At 27.3% G+C, this 17,627-nt stretch carries 8 protein-coding genes; 1 reads left to right on the forward strand and 7 read right to left on the reverse strand.

Annotation, left to right across the window (positions count from 1 at the left end):
* From polA to STIUS_RS02895, 5 genes are read right to left on the reverse strand one after another with little or no spacing between them, the layout of a single operon-like run.
* Complete coding sequence (polA, locus tag STIUS_RS02875; protein WP_162649877.1) at positions 1–2,682, reverse strand: DNA polymerase I; 2,682 nt, start codon at positions 2,680–2,682, stop codon at positions 1–3.
* Positions 2,682–5,606: a DNA polymerase III subunit alpha gene (gene dnaE / locus STIUS_RS02880; protein ID WP_162649878.1), complete on the reverse strand. Its 2,925-nt coding sequence runs from the start codon at positions 5,604–5,606 to the stop codon at positions 2,682–2,684. Before dnaE ends, polA begins: the two co-directional genes overlap by 1 nt.
* 16 nt (positions 5,607–5,622) lie before the next feature.
* Positions 5,623–5,919: a hypothetical protein gene (locus STIUS_RS02885; RefSeq protein ID WP_162649879.1), complete on the reverse strand. Its 297-nt coding sequence runs from the start codon at positions 5,917–5,919 to the stop codon at positions 5,623–5,625.
* Positions 5,906–7,096, reverse strand: coding sequence for a tRNA uracil 4-sulfurtransferase ThiI (gene thiI, locus STIUS_RS02890; RefSeq protein WP_162649880.1), 1,191 nt, complete (start codon positions 7,094–7,096; stop codon positions 5,906–5,908). The genes STIUS_RS02885 and thiI overlap by 14 nt, the downstream gene beginning before the upstream one ends.
* Positions 7,097–7,101: 5 nt before the next feature.
* Positions 7,102–8,826 (reverse strand): septation ring formation regulator EzrA, encoded by a 1,725-nt coding sequence (locus STIUS_RS02895; RefSeq protein WP_162649881.1) that lies wholly within the window; start codon positions 8,824–8,826, stop codon positions 7,102–7,104.
* Positions 8,827–9,060: 234 nt separating this feature from the next.
* Between STIUS_RS02895 and rpsD the strand changes: the two genes are divergently transcribed.
* Positions 9,061–9,678 carry a 30S ribosomal protein S4 gene (rpsD, locus tag STIUS_RS02900; protein WP_162649882.1) on the forward strand — a complete coding sequence of 206 codons (618 nt, stop codon included), beginning with the start codon at positions 9,061–9,063 and terminating at the stop codon, positions 9,676–9,678.
* 47 nt (positions 9,679–9,725) lie between these two features.
* Here rpsD and STIUS_RS02905 read toward each other — a convergent pair whose 3' ends face one another.
* Together STIUS_RS02905 and STIUS_RS02910 are read right to left on the reverse strand one after the other, a co-directional pair.
* Positions 9,726–11,990: a hypothetical protein gene (locus tag STIUS_RS02905; RefSeq protein ID WP_162649883.1), complete on the reverse strand. Its 2,265-nt coding sequence runs from the start codon at positions 11,988–11,990 to the stop codon at positions 9,726–9,728.
* Positions 11,991–12,019: 29 nt separating this feature from the next.
* Positions 12,020–17,623 (reverse strand): ABC transporter permease, encoded by a 5,604-nt coding sequence (locus STIUS_RS02910; protein ID WP_162649884.1) that lies wholly within the window; start codon positions 17,621–17,623, stop codon positions 12,020–12,022.
* Between the last annotated feature and the right edge of the window lie 4 nt (positions 17,624–17,627).

Genomic DNA, 17,627 nt, shown 5'->3' on the forward strand with positions numbered 1-17,627 from the left:
TTATTTTAAATCGAATCACGTCTTACCACGTGATCCTTTTACCTCCACTTTTACTTTAGGTTTTTTATTTATATTTAACTTAGCAAATAAAGTTGCAAAAGCTTCTTCCATAGTTAATTTAACAATTTTACTAATTTCATCAAAATCATTTTCGTGTAATTCTAATATAACTTCATCGTGAATTTGTCCTACAAATTTAATGTTCAGTTTCTTTGCAAATATTTCATTCATGGCTACTTTCAAAATATCAGCAGCAACTCCTTGGATTGGAGCATTTATAGCTGCTCTTTCTCCAAACGATTTAATCATTCTATTTGAACTTGATAACTCCGCAATGTATCTTCTTCTGTTTGAAACCATTTTTACATATCCTTCTGCATTTGCTTCTTCTAAAGTTCCAATTTTAAATGATTGAATGTCAGAGAATGTGTTGTAGTAATTTTTTATAAATTGTTTTGCTTCTGGAATTGATATGTTTAAATCCTTTGCTAATCCAAAATCACTTAATCCATACAAGATACCAAAGTTAAATATTTTAGCTATTCTTCTTTGGTCAGAACTTACTTCTTTTGTGTTGAAAATCATTTTTGCAGCTTCTGTATGTATGTCCCCATCTTTTGCAAAAATATTTAATAATGTTTCTTCATTTGCAACTTCTGCTAATACTCGCAATTCAATTTGTGAGTAATCAAAACTCATAAATATTTTATTATCATCAGTTACAAATATTTTTCTAAATTGTCTTTGATCTGCATCACGTACTGATATGTTTTGTAGATTTGGATATGAAGAAGATAATCTACCTGTATTTGTTAGTGTCTGATTAAAAATTGATCTTACACGATTGTCGTCTTCAATATATTTTTCAAAACCAACTAAATAAGTTGAATATAGTTTTGAATATTTACGGTGTTGTAAAATCAAAGGTACAATCTCATGAGCGTTGTATAGAACATCCAATGCTTCTTTTCCAGTACTTCCTTTTGATGTGTTTGGTAATCCAAGTTTATTAAATAATAATTCTGAAACTTGTTTAGGCGACCCTGGATTAAATTTTTCACCAATCACTTTATCTGTTATTGCAAAAATTTGTGATTCAATGTTTTTGATTTTTTCTTCAGTTGCTTTTGTTTGAATTAATAATTCTTTTTTATCAATCTTTACTCCGTTTTGTTCCATTTCAAGAAGAACAAAACAAAATGGTAAATCTATATTTTCATATAACATTAATTGATCTTTGTCTTTTAATAAACTTATAATTTCATTTTCACTTTCTCTAATCACATTTGCACATTCAATCATATATTCAGCTTTTACGCTCTGTTCAATCATTGTTGATCTTTTAACACCCTTGCCAAAAACATCTTCAGTATTTTTGATTTCATTAGTTGTAAATTTTTCATTAAGTGCAAAAATGTTTGGCTTAATATTTGCATCCAATACATAACCTGCAATCATAGCATCATAAATGAAGTTTTCATTTTTGGTTTTATAACCAAGCTTATTTAAAACATAAATTGTTTTTTTAATATCATAGGTTTTAAACTTTGAATTTAATAAGAATCCTTGAAAATTTTCATCAATAGTAAATGATCCTTCTTGTCAGTTAAAAATATTAATTTCTTTATTTTTTGCTTTTTCTAAGTCTAAAAAATAACCACCAGTATTATTTACAATACCCACTCCAATCATTGGAGAATCATGGTAATTGTCATTTAAAGTTTCTAGGTAAATATAATTTTCATCTTGCGCATATTTAGAAGTTCAAGATTCAATTTCTTGATGATTCAACTCAATCTTAGTTACCGGTTCAATAACTAACTTTGTATATTCATTGAATGAGTATTTTTTTAATAATGTTTTCATTTCAAATTTTTCTAAAAAAGATTTAAGTCCATCTTGGTCTAAATTAAACTCATTGTTTTTATACTCAGGGATTTCAATATCACATTTAATCGTTGCAACATCTTTTGATAAGAATGCAGATTCTTTCCCAGCAATTAATTTTTCATTCAATTTCCCTTTGATATTTTCAATATTTGCATAAATATTTTCAATTGTTCCATACTCATTTAAAAGCTCTGTTGCCTTTTTATCACCAACACCTTCTACACCTTTAATATTGTCAGAACCATCTCCACACAATCCCTTGTAATGAATTATTTGTGATGGTGTTAATTTCATTTCTTCCATTAAATATTTTTCATCAACAATGATAGTTTCTTTGTTTTTTTGTTTAATAACACATGTGTTTTCATTTACTAATTGATACATGTCTTTGTCATTTGAAAATATTTCAATTTTAAAATCCTTACAATATTTAGTTGCAAGTGATCCAATCAAATCATCAGCCTCATAATTAGACATTTCAAAATGATCAATATTTGAAGATTTCAAAAACTCACGGACAATTGCAAATTGAGGTTTCAAATCATCAGGTGTTTCTTTTCTACCAGCCTTATATGATTCTAATTTATCATGTCTAAAAGTTTGTTTTCCCTTATCTAATAAAACAACTGTATTATGGTATTCACCCTTATTTATAAAATTCATTAGCATATTGATAAAAGTAAAAACAGCATTCGTTGGAATACCCTGACTTGTTTTCATTTGAGAATAAGATGAACTATGGAATGCACGATATAGCAATCCATTTCCATCTACTAGTAATATTTTTTTCATTATTTCATTTCCACTAATGTAGCATTAACTTTTCCTTTATATTCTTTTGTACTTAATTTTAAGTTTACTAATTCATTAATTTTCATTTTGTCTTTAAACTTTTCAAAAGCTTCAGCAAAAACATATACTTCTAATGATCCTGTTTCGTCTTCAACAGTTAAGAACGCCATTTTCTTTCCATTCTTATCTGTGAAGTCTCGAACACTTGTTATCAATGTATATACATTGTAATTCCTATTTACTCCAATTACACCATTAATTGAAGTTGAATGAATGTTTTGTGATCTCTTAAATATTTCTACAGGATGTGAGTTTAAATAAAATCCATAACATTCAAATTCGGATGAAACAAAATCAAGTGGATTATCAACATCTTCGTTATTTTTTAAATTCATGTTTGTTACTGGAAGTGTGTTTTGTAGTGCTAAAAAAACTTTTTTAAACTTCAATAATCCCGTTTTTGAAATTCCATAACTATCTAGAATTCCTGAATAAACCATTGTATCAAAAAAGTTTAGTGTGTCAGGATACTTTGAAAATAGATTATGTAACATCAAATAAATATTTTTCTTACAATTATCATCTTCCATTATGTCAACAATATTTGATACAAAAGATTCTGAGATACCTTTAATTGTAGTTAGTGGCATTGAAATTGAATTTGTTCCAACTTCATATTTAGAAATTGGATTAACAACACTAGGTTTTTTAATTGTAATATTTCTTAACTTAACTTCTTGAAAAATCTCATTTGTTTTAGGTCCATTTTTAATTGCCCCATCTAATTGAGAAGTAAAGAATTCAAGTGGATAGTTTGTTTTAAAATAAGCTTGCCAATAAGAAATCATAGCGTAAGCTAGAGCATGAGATTTATTAAATCCATATGCTGCAAATTGAATTATATGATTTCATATTTCTTTAGCCTTTTTTTCATTTATATTGTTATTAATTGAATTTGTAATAAACTGTGTTTTGTATTTTTCAAGTTCCCTTAATTCTTTTTTACCAATTGCTCTACGAACAATATCGGCTTCACCTAAACTAAATCCTCCAATCTTTTGAAAGATTTCCATGATTTGTTCTTGAAAGACAATAAATCCATTTGTTGATTTTAAGATTCCGTCAACACGTGGATCAATCAGTAATTGCTTTTTATTATTTCTATGGTTAATAAAATCAGAAATAATGTCTTGTGGTCCTGGTCTATATAAAGCTGATACAACTGCCAAATCTTCTAATGTTTTAGGTTTTACTCCAACCAAAGTTTCAATCATTCCTTTAGATTCAAACTGAAAAATACCTTGAGTTTCTCCTCGACTTAAAAGATCAAAAGTTTTTTTATCACCAAGTGAAATTTGTCTTAATGATATAACCTGTTGACTTTTATTTATTTGATTTAATGTATTTTTTATTGCAGTTAAATTTTTTAGACCTAAGATATCAGTTTTAATTAATCCCATCTCCTCTAAATGATCCATTGGAAATTGTGTTTGAAAAATTCCATTAGATAATTTTTTAACAGGAATAACTTCACTAATTGGAACATCACAAAATACAACTCCAGCGGCGTGAGTTGATAATTGTTTTTGTCGTCCTAACACTTGCTTGATTGCACGAATCAGAGTTGGATATTTTTCAATTATAGCTTCTAATCTTGGTGAATTTGCAATTGCCCCTTCAATGTCAAATAAGTATTTAGGTTCAATTAACTTAGACATTTTTTCAATATCTCCATCTAATACGTTTAATACTTTTCCACATTCTCTAATTGCATTTTTAACTCCAAATGTTTGAAAAGTCGAAATAGAGGCAAACTTGTTTCCATATTTTTTATTTAAATAAATTAAAACTTCTTCTCTTCTTTCATCTTCAAAGTCAATATCTATATCTGGCATTGTAATTCTTTTTGTATTTAAGAAGCGTTCAAAATATAACCCATGTTTAATTGGATCTAATCATGTGATACCTAATAAAAATGAAACTAAACTACCCGCTGCTGAACCTCTTCCAGGTCCAACAACTATTTTTGCTTTCTTACAATAGTTAATTAAATCTCAAACAATTAAAAAGTAATCAACAAATCCCATTTCTTTAATAACTTTTAATTCATAATCCAAACGTACTTTGTATTCTTTAATATCGTAATTATTTAATTTAACAAATTTATTTAGTGTATTTGTACAAGTGCTTACAATTAATTCAAGTGAATCAATTTTGTCGTCATACTTCATCAAATGTTTTTTTGATTGTTCAAACAAATCAAATGAGCAACATTCAATAATCTTATTTAGATTTTTAATATGCAACTCAGGATTAATATAAATACCAACTTCTTTATCAGTAAAATAATGTGAATCAGGAACTATTTCATCTGTTCAATTTGCAATTTTGTTTAATACTTCTATTACATTCAAATCAACTGGTTGTTTTTTAATTGTCCTAATTTCATTTGCAAATATAACATTATCTAATCCATCTAATTTTCTAAAGTTTTTATCATTTACTCCAAAATAAAAATCTTGAGCAAATGATTTTAATTGATTACTTAAAGATGTATTAATTTCAAACCAAGGACAGTAAACAACAACGAGGTCATTATTTGGTTTAGAGAATATTTTTTTAATATCTATTTTTTCATCTGAATTTAGATCTGAAGATATTTTTGAAAGTGTTTTATAACCTTCAATATTTTTTGCATAAAAGATAATTTGATCTTGAGCAATATTCAAAGATAAACCAATTATTGGTTTTAAATTTGATTTTTTGGCTAGGCTACTAAATTCAGCAGCACCATACATCACATTATCATCAGCAAAAAAAACTGCATCAATTTTATTTTTGACTGCAAATTTAATATAATCTTCAACTAATATATTTGATTTAAAAAAATTATATGACGTCTTTACATTCAATAAATTTAACATATGATGCCTCCTATATTTAGACTAGTGCAAATGCTAAATAAGCAGCGAATGCAACAATTGATAAAAATACTACCAAGCCAATCATTATTGCAAAAACATTAATTTTCTCGGTAAATTTTTTCTTTCTAGTTTTTTGATTTCCAATTTTACTGATTTCAATTCTATTTATATTTGTAGATTTCTTTGTATTTATCTTCAAATAAGGTGTGTTCACTTTTTCAACATTTTGATCCCTATCTTCAAACTCATGACGTTTATCAATTTCAATACCATCGATAACACCAATTATTTTTTTTTGCTTATTCTGCTTCAAATCACTCACCATCCTTTAGGTAATACTTTTTGATTGAATCTTTAAGTGTTTTATCAATCATTACATCTAACATGAGTTCTTTTTCTTGAAATTCAGCCTCTTTTAAAGTAGGTTTAATAATTGGCTTATTTGGAACATACATTGAACACACATCATCAAATGGTAAGATTGAAATTGGATATGCTCCAATATATTCTGATATCTTAATTATTTCTTCTTTATCGTATGTAATTAGTGGTCTTAAGATTTGTCTCTCTGAGACAGATCCAATAACATTCATTGAGTCAATTGTTTGTGACGCCACTTGACCTAAAGCGTCTCCTGTAATAATTGCTTGTGCTTCAATTTTATCAGCTAGCTTATTTGCTATTATCAAGAATACTCGCCTCATAATTGTAATTCTGTATGAGTCATTTTTCATATGCATCAATTCTTTTAACAACATTGAAAAATCGCAAACATAAAAATTAAAATCTCTAACATTATATTTTGAAGTTACTTTAATTAAATCAAATACTTTTTGAACAGCTTCAGGTGTTGTGTGAGGTGGTGTCATGAAATGTAAAAAATCAACTTTCATTCCACGTTTTAGTGCAAGATAACTTGCAACTGGCGAATCTATTCCCCCGCTTATCATTGATATACCACGACCAGAAGTGCCAACAGGTAATCCTTTTAATCCTTGAATTTTGTCAATGTAAATATATGTATTGTTGTTTTTAATTAACACATTTACAAGTTTCTGTGGATTTTTAACATCTACTGTAATGTTTGGAATTGTTTTTAAAATTTCAGATGCAATTTCTCTTTTAAATATATCTGAAGGAATCTTAAAAGATTTGTCTTTTCTAAGTACTTCAATTTTAAAAGAAAACCCAGAAAGAGTTGGAGCTATCTCCATTACTTTTTTAATTATTTCTTGTGAATCATGTCCCACACGATGTGCAATGGACATTGAATGAATACCAAATACAGTTTTTAATTCTTCTAAAATTTGGTCTATATATTTTTCGTCGATAATTTCCAATTCAAGACTATTTCTGTCTTTTTTGTAGTCAAAAAAAGATTTAAACGGTTTAAGTTTAAATTTAATATTTTTATTTAACTTATCAATGAATATATCTCTGTTGCTTCCCTTAAGAGTTAATTCACCATATCTAACTAAAATACTTTTCATTTTATCTACCTTTTTATCAGTGAGTTTAAGATATTCAATAACTCATGTATTAATCTATCTATTTCCCTATTTTTATACATTTCTTCCAAATTGATTAATGCACGATCAATCTTGAAGTCAGCTACTGAATATTTTTCAAGATATATCAATAATTCTTGAGCAATGAAATCAGCAAAAACACAATCTTTCAAGTTTCTCTCTAATTCTCAAGTATCATTCTCAATTTTTGCTATCTCTTCAAACAATTGATCTCTTGACGATTTATTTTCAAACTCAGATTGCCTTGATGTTATAAAGTTTTCTAAGTTAGCATTGATTTCAGAACATCTGTCCCTTAATGGAACCAATTCTGTCATATGCTTATTGATTGATATTTTATTTTCAACTTGTTCTAATAATGTTCTTATGAAACCAATTTTTGAAATGTATTTGTCTTTTGTTGATAGAGACTTCTCTATTATTCTTGATGAGTTTTCAAAGTTATCTATCGAATTTAGAATGGTTGCTAATTCTTTAACCAACTTATCCTTAATAACTTTTATATCTGCTGTGTGCTTTCTTGAGATAAAGTAATCCCAATCTGAAAAATTACTTTGCAACTTTGTTTTAGATGAGTTGAAATTTGATTTAGCTCTATCAAATTCTTTTTTCTCAATAGTCGGAGCTTTGTTAATTGATTCTACATTTGAGAAACCCTTATCAATAGCGTTAACTGATCCTTCTACAGTTTTTATTATCTCTCTGATTATGTCAATGTTTTCAATAAAGTAATCTTTTAATTTATCGTCAGTTACAATTGATGAATTAAAATCATTAAACATTTTAAAAATTACTTCAAGTTCTTTCAATGCCTTTTTCATATTTCATACATTTATTAATTCTTTAATATCTTTTAGTTTTAATTTTACTTTTTTTTCTAAGTCACTAAATGCTTGCGAATTTTTAGAATGATGAGCATTTTTTGAAATCATATGCGAAGCATACTTTTCACGAAGTTCTTCAATATGATTTGGAATTTTTGTATTAACACGAGTTAATAGGTAAGGAACCAAGTCAATTAATTCAATCATATAAACTTGTGATTCTCTAATATTTGATAAAGTTTCTAAACTACCTTCAAATAACCCTGTTGCCAATTTTGAATTAAAGTTTAAAAATAACGAATCAATTCTTGAAAGAATTTGGTTTGCTTCTACAGCATTCAATTCTGGATAAGATGTTAACAATATATCAATATTTTTTCTAATCTCTTCAAAAATTATTTTGTAAAAAGTAATTGATGTTCTTTGAATATCTTCAACCATTAATGCATTTTCAACTTCTTTTTGCATAATATAAATTTTTGATTTAACTTCATCAATTTGTTTTCTATATTTTTTAATATTAAAAATATGTTTTGGTGTTGGAATTAAATTCTTTTTTTCTTTTGAAAATTCATTTAAATCAACAATTACCGCATTAAGTTCATTCATTAGTAAGTGTTCATAGTTTGATCATCAAATATCTAATTCAGAAATAAATGTAGCTGTTGTATTTGAAATATATTGAATACGTTGTAATTTGTGTTTAACAGGATTTTTATGAATAATAGAAATTTCTTCTAAGCACTTAGCTTGAGTTTTTAAAATAAATCTAGCACCAATTAAAAGAATAAAAAATAAAATTGAAATAACTGCCAGGGCCACAAATATTGAGAAGCTAACTGTTTGCATTGTTGTTCAATTACTCATATGTCGCCCCTCTCTTATTACATTAATTATATATATTAAAAATATAAAAATTATTTTTGCTATAATATTTTTAAGTTAAATTTCGATATCTGCATTCTCACATAGTTGAGTTCTTAGTTAGTGAAATAATTAGTCGTAACCTTTGCAGAAAAAGGCGAACACTACACTTCCTCGATTAGAGTGATGAAGTATCTAGATTTCTCTTAGAAAAAAAATTAAATAAGGAGATAAATCATGTCAAGATTTACAGGATCTACTTTCAAGAAAGCTAGACGTTACGGTTTCTCAATTAGAGAAGATGGTAAAGAGTTTTCAAAAGGTAAAAAAAGAACTACAGCTCCAGGACAACACGGAGCTCGTAGAGTTAAGCTTTCTGAATACGGATTGCAATTACACGAAAAACAAAAATTAAGATTTATGTATGGAATTACTGAAAGACAATTCAGAAATACATATGTTAAAGCTAAAAAAGAAAATGAAGTTATTGGTACTGCTTTCTTGCAAAGATTAGAAAGTCGTTTAGACAACATCGTTTATAGAATGGGATTATCAATGACTCGTCAAGGAGCAAGACAAATTGTTGCTCACGGACATATTTTAGTTAATGGTAAAAAATTAGACATCCCTTCTCACATTTTAACTGTTGGAGATAAAATCTCAGTTAGAGAAAAATCAATGAAAAATGTGAAAATGAAAGAGGCATTAAGTGCAAACTTTTCAACAGTTAAATTTGTTGAATTTGATAAAACTAAAATGTCAGGTAAATTCAAAGCTCTTCCAGAAAGAAGTGAATTAAACCAAGAAATAAATGAAGCGTTAATAGTTGAATGATACAACCGTCTAATTAAGTAATTTTTTACTTAAAGACACTAAAAAAGAATCCAAAAGGATTCTTTTTTTTATTTCGTAATACTTGTTATTTTTCAATATTTATTTTCGTTTTGCTTTATTGTTACAACATATGTTTTTTTAACATATGAATTTGGTAATTTTCTATATAGATTAAATGAAAACTCTGGTTCCTTTTCATCAACATTAGCTGGCAACATTTTTCTGAATGTATTAAATTCATCCATTGTCCAATTTGATCTTTGATATAAAGGTTTTAAGAATTTGTCATCTAAATAATTTTTACTTTTAGCTGGTATTGCAATCATAATATCTTGAACAATAGTTGATATTGAATATAGCAATTCTCCGCTATCCTTACCCATTAGTTTGACAAGAGTTTCACCAAGAGATCCGTTAGCTACATTTGCTCCCATTTGGTCTAAACCAAGAGTCATGTAAAATGGTTGATTTTCAACTGGAGCATTTTTTTTATCATAACCAAATAAATATTTACTTTCATGACTCGCATCATCATATTCTACAAAATCAACACTACTTTCTCATGGATATTTACATTTTTCCACATAAGGATTTTCACAATAGGTAAATTTTGATAGTTTGATTGCATTTTCCATTTCACCATCAATGATCACACGTGTTGTTCGCACTCGATCGAATAATTGTGATACATAATTTAAATCAAAAGTAATATTCTTATCTTTGCTCATTGGCTCTAATCTATCTGCAAAAAATTTTGTAATATTTTCAATAGATAGATCTTGGAATGCACCAAGTAAAACATTTAATGTATTTTCATTATCTACTGAACTTAAAAAATTCTTTTCATCCATAAATACTGCTATTGGTTTAAACCCTAAGATATCTTCAAAGCTCGGAATTAATGAAGTGTCTATTTTATCCAATATAGGTTTTATTGCAGATTTAATGAACAGAGAAGCTATACCTCAAGTAATTCAACCAGTAAGACTTTTTAATTGCTTACCAAATGCAGCAGCACTTTTTTTTGCAGAACTTACTAAGGCGCTTCCTAGTACTGGTATATTTGCAGATTCAATAATGTTAACAATTGCATCTCTTATGTATTTTTTGTAAAACTCTTCATTCATTCCAATAAATACATCACCAACTTCAATAATTAAATTTTTAATCTGATTATTTACAAGGGTTTTTAATTCTTTATCATCTTTGGTATCTAAATATTTTAATACTTGACCAATTAAATCAGTAACACTATTTATTAAAGATGATCCACCACCTTTTTTTCAATCATCTGTCATTACACCCATACTTTTTAAAATTAATTCAAGGCCTACACCAATGACATTTTTAATATATGGAATCATTGGTGCTATTGCTTCTTGAGCTACTTTTCTTTTTGACAATAAACTTTCATTAGTTGTTGTTGCATATTTTAATAAATTTGACAGTTTTGAAAAATCAATAATATTATTTGCAATGTTCCCAGTTCAATAAGTATTTGATATATATGTTTGATAATCCTTCACTTTACCTTGTAGGTAATCGTCAAAAAAGTTATAAGCAGTTTTTAATGTCATCTTAATAAATTGAACAGACAAATCAATTCTTGAACTCTCAGCTTTTATTTTTCCTGCTAGTTCATTCATTGTGTCTTTAACATACTTTTCTTCACTTGTTTGATAATCTAGAACATAGTTGTCCATAATTTTTTCAATTAAAGGATTATCTTCAATTTCTTTCAAAACACCTGAAAATGATAATCCAGGAACTGTGATTTTTTCTTGGAAAAAAAGACCTATAATTGTTGATAACGTTGATGGACTCAAGCCTAATGTTAATGCATCTAATATTGGTTCTATTAGTGAAGTTATATTATTAAGTGCAGAAGTTCCTGTTGTATAACCTGTTGTACTGTCTGAAACAATTTGATTTCCATTTTCATTTTCTGAGTTTGTATAAATGTAATTTGTTTTTCCATCTCCATTTTTTACAAACGTAGATTCAAATAGTTCACTCATTTTAGTTGAACTATTTTGATTAATTATAAAACCTTTACCCAAAGCACTATCAATAGTCATTTCTCCATATGTCTTCATTAAATATTCTTGACCAATTGCCCCTCCTCCAAGAACTGAATTTGCGCTTGTAGACTGAGCTTCATCTTTATCATTTAAGATTGCAGCAGAGGCAGCAAAGGAGGCAATTTGTGCATTTTTATAAAATAAACGTTGTAGTCCATATGTGATTTCAGTTGTTGTACAACTTACAACAGTCATTGCTGAAAATATAACTAATATAAATGCACACATAGAATTAATTATTTTTTTAAACATTTTATTACCTCCTTGTCAATAAATTAAATTTAACTCTGTTTAAAACCGTCAACCGGTTTTAACAATAATATTTTGTTTGATATTATTAATGATCCTATAGCTCATAATGGAACCAATAATAAGAATGTTATTAGTGGGACCAATGGCGATACCACAAATGGTACTGCCATACCTAATTTGATAATAAATGCGATTACAATACTTACTGTTGCTCATGATAGTAAGAAACCAAAGATAGTTGCAAATATTACTAATCCAAATGATACACCAAATACAAGACCTCATATTTCGCGTTTTGAATATCCAAATGCTTTCAATGAAACAATAAATGTTCTTAGTTTTGATAGATAAATATCTGATGAAATCAAAATAACAATAATAACTATTATTAAGATAATTGTTATAAATATTAGAGCAATAAACATTGCTATTTTAAACAATTGATCGATAACCTCTTTTTGTTCAGCTAATAATTTAGTTTCAACAATTGAAGTACCATAAGTATTTAAATCATCATGGAGTGCATACGTTGCTGAGTTACCAGCAGTTTGCATTGACACACCAGTTGTAATTTGCAATGGCTCTAATACATTTGAATATATTGAATTAGAGTATCTGTTAACAATTGAATTGTTAACTTGATTTTTTCTATTTGCTTCAGTTCCTGAAGTATAAATATATGCATCTTTTCATCAATCTTTAGTATTAAAAACATTGAAATCTTTTTTATCATACAACCTAATACCTTCATCAGTTCCGACTTCTTGATATTTGTCTAATCTAGAATGATCGAATACAGTTTGCTTATTGTTTTCTACTGATATTAATAAATTAAGTAAATCTGAATTAGTAATCATACCTACTCCATTATAGGTATCCATTACACCGACAACTCTTAATTTTACTTTTAAATCTTTAACATTTTTATTTGTTTGATTAGAACTTGATACTGGTTGAGAACTCATTCCCATCACATCTTTATCTGCACGATCCAACATATTTTTTAATCAATATTGACCAGTACCTTCTTGACTTACTTTTGATAAGTATTGTTCATGACCTCTTCTTTCAGTTAATGGATCTATATCATAAGGTCTAATTACAACTCAGTCAGCTAGTTCTGATTCTTCTTTACCTGCTGCTTTATAAGCATCAAGCGTATCAGTTGGAACTTCTTCTTTTGATACAGTTTTAACTGAAGTTGTTGGATTATTTTTATCATCTATTCAACCTGAATTTACTAATGAATTATTATTTGTTGATAGCAAACCATTATTTAAAACAAATTTAGATAAATCAGCTTTGTATTCTAGTGAATTTTTATCATAATCTTTTCCTACAATAGAAGATACAGGTATAAATAATTTAAAGTTTCTATAGTTGTAATAAGGTCTTACATATGAAGCCTTGACTTCAGTTTGACCATTTTGTTCATAAACAAAATCACCAAACATATATGTTTTTTCTTTAAGCTTTACATTTTCAATATTTGCCTCATAATCGCGTCTGGTATCGAAATCATCACCTATGAACTCAACAGCATATGGATCAAGAGATTCGTAAAAATCATCTTTGTTACCCACTACAACATGAGTATATTGATTTTTATATGAAATCTTGTTTTGGTCTATTGCAAATGCATTTTTATAATAGTGACGAATTTTGTTATTTGAGTCTGTTGTATATAATTTTTGTAAATCGGTATTAATACTTTCATTTTTAAAATTGTTACGGTAATAATCAGAAAGAAAGAAGTCTGTATCATCATATTTTCATGCAGCGTTTGGAACTACAAAATCCTTTTCACCTTTTGGTGTATTAATTACATATTTATTAGTATTTACATTTATATTATTTATTTCATTTCCAACCTTTATTTTATTAACTATTTTTTCAGATTGGTTAATTATCATTGGAATTGTTAATGTGTTTGTAGACGAATCAAAATACTGATTATTTTTTGGTGCAGTATTTGTTTCTCCATTTAAGTATTTATAAATTTCATTAATTTCTTGATCACTACCATAAATTTTATCAAATGAATTATATGGTATTTCAAACGCTGATTGGTTTCTATCAACCCCTACAACATTCAACGTTCCATTATCACTATTTAGTTTTAGTTCTGTTCCAAGTGAGTCTTTTCCTGGTACAACGTTTACTGTATTAAAACCAAAGTTAATTGCTGATTGCCTTTCTTTAACACCAATATATTCTTTAATATATGAAGGTGCTTTTGTTGTAAATGAACGTAATAGTGATTCTTTTCAATCATCCCCATCATTAAATTCCATGTTTGGAAAGTTAACCATTTTCAAAATTGTTGGTAAAGAACCACCAATAATTTTTGTAAGTCTATCAGCAGTTTTAGCTTTTGCTTTCATTGAAAGACCACTATTTTCATTTAAAGTTTCAGTTATTAATTGATCAAACATACCAATTGACAACGCTTTACCATTATTGTTATGCAAGTTATACATAAATGAACCTAGTAAAATTGATAGCATTTCAGATGGATCGTTAACCATATCTTCATATGTAGTTCTAATAAATTGTTTTTTATCACCCGAATTATTAGTTGATGAATACAATAAATGAGGCATAAACGATGAATTAGAAGATATTGATTTATATCCATTATAGTTATTGATAATTCTTGTATCTTTTGATTTACCAATTTCATAATTAATATCAATCATGTTGTTAATATTGTCACTAACACCCGCTCAATAGTTTATGTTTCTTGAAGCTAACGGATCATTAGTTATTGGATCATTAAATTTAAATTCATTTTTATATTTGACATTTTCATTATATTTTGACTTGGTTGTTAATGCTACTGAAGGAATAAACACCAGGTTTGAAATCATTAGTGATGAAACGACAATAAGCATTGACATTAAAAATAAACTTTTTGATGCTCCAGCAGCAACATCAAATGCAAATCTTCTTTTAAATCCCTTTGTACCAAATACTTTTTTCTTAAGAAAATTAAATATTTTACTTGTATTTGGAACTTTATTTTCATTCATCAATTCTATGTAAGGTTTTGACATTTTTTTCCATGCTATCAACATTGTTAAAAATAATCCAATTACTATTCCCATAAGGGCAAATGTTATAATAAATGCCTCAGCACTAATTGCTATTTTCTTAGCGTCGATTGTAAAGAAATCTTGAAATAACCTTTCAATTGGTAATTGTAATACCGTCCCAACTATTCAACCTAATGGCACTGAAATAGCTGTAATAATAATTGCATATCAAACATAACTTACTGAAATTTCAATTGGTTTATATCCAATTGAAATTAAAATAGCTATTTTTTCTAAGTTCATTTGAATTGATTTTTTAATAACTAAAAACAGCATAAGCGCAATAGCAACCATAATAACTAAAACAATGCCCGAAATTGATCAAAAGAATATTTCACTGAAAAGTTCAAAAACTTTTCAGTTTAATGCTTCTGTACTGTTATCAAAACTCTTTAAGTTCATTGGGGTAATTTGATCTGAATTACCAAAATTTAAGTAGTTTTGGTATGAGTTATTTTTTGATAGGTTTGCTTTATATAAAAATTCATTTCTTTGTTCATCTGATTTTGCAAATAAATAAATTGATTGCTTATAACTAGACATATCTATTTGAGTTAAATCATTTTTAAAAATTTCATTCAATGTCTCTTTTTGTAGATACATAATTCCAGAAGTTCTTGGTTTTGGAATTGGAACTGTAGCATCTACTATTGGAAAGAATGAATATGCATCAACTGCAATACCAGAAACAGCTAAGTTAGATTTACCGATTTTTAATAAGTCACCAACTCTAACATTATTATATTTTGCATATTGTGAACTAACTGCCACTTCTCCACGACTTAAAGGTTTAGTACCTTCAATTAATTCAAAGTTTGTTTTTTCAAGAGAGTCCATAGTAATTAATCTATATTTTTTACCTGCTAAAATATCAGAATAAATCAATTCATCACGAACTGTTAAATCCATATTAGCTGATTTAGCTGCCATTTTTAAATGCATTTTATAGTAATAATTTAATGGGTTATTATATACATTTTCATGTACATTATATTTTCAGTGGCTAATTGGTTGGAATTGAGCACTATCTGAATTAATTTGTTCAAACAAAGACTCAAAATCTATGCCATAAATTCCAGCTGCCCTTTCAGTACTTTCATCTGATTGATAAAATGCTGATAATAATTGAGATTGTGTAACATTTAGTTGTAATTTATTTTTATACACACCATCAGTTATACCTGTTAATGATTTGAAATCATTTTTAGCAATAATTGTAGGTACAGATTCAGCTATACTTTCATTACGATTAATAGCCACAACTGGATTTAAAACCCCTCTGTATCCGCCGTTATATAAAAGAATATTTTTAAAATCATTATTTTTAAATTCACCATCAGGTTTAATGTCAAAAGCAGGAACAAGATTTTTCATATCTTTTATATTTTCAAAACTAGGTTCTTTATTTGGATCGGAACCTTCATACACTGATTTGAAATTAACTAATTCTGTAAAATTAAATCTTTCATAAGGATCTGCTATGTATTTTTCTCAATCGTGATCATATATTACATTGTTTTCCCCAACAACTTTATTTCCCTCTTTGTAGACTTCGTCTTTGTCTTCGTATTTAGATGCATTTCCAAAAATATATGCATATGTATATACAGGCATATTTTCATATCAATTAAAGTTATCGTTTTTAGCTTTAAATAAACTATAAAACTCATCACTCATGAACATAACTTGAGAAATAAGTGTAGAAAGTGAAAAGTGTACATATTTATACATTTCAAAGTGAGGATTGGACTCGTTTAATTCCAAATTTTTAATTCATGTATTTGATTCAAAACTTTTAAATCAACTTTTGTTTGCAAGGGTATATTCTCCAATTAGAGTTTTTCTTAGCTCCACATCCGATGACGAAGATAAATAATCTACATAAAAATTAAAAAATATATCAGTAGCATACGAATATCAAGTTGATTTATCTGAATCAACTGTTAATGTATTTTCACTCGATTGTAACTTAAAGCTTAAATCATCTATATTTTTTGGTATTCATTTTTTTACATATTCACCATATTGATTCTTAAAATCTTGATTATTAATTCCGCTTAAATCTGGAGTGAAATAATTATTAATAGTTGTGTGAGGAATCATTGTGAAATGATTACCTCTTCTTTCTGTTGAATATAAAGTCAATAAAAATGGGAATATTTTTTTAAATTGTTCACTTGTAAAATATTTACCAATAAACGAATCATCAACTAAATTTAAATTTATATTTGACTGAACCTCACCTGAGAAGTTGATGAAAGCACTTGTTGATTGTTCTTTTGAAACAAGGTCTAAAAATGGAAGATAACCAAAGTCTTCTCCCAATCCCACTTCTGTTGTGTTTTCATATACGTTTGAAAATTTTTCTTGACTATTAACCACTTTATTAAATTCATGATTTAGTTTCTTCATAGTAGAAACTGATGTTGAAATTACTAAACTTCCGATCATTGCCAAAATTAAAATAGCCAAAAGACTAAATTTAAATTGAAATAATTGTTTAAAACCATTTTTGAATAACAACTTGAAACTTTTCATAAGT

Source organism: Spiroplasma sp. TIUS-1 (assembly GCF_010365785.1).
In the GTDB taxonomy this organism is placed as follows: domain Bacteria; phylum Bacillota_I; class Bacilli_A; order Mycoplasmatales; family Mycoplasmataceae; genus TIUS-1.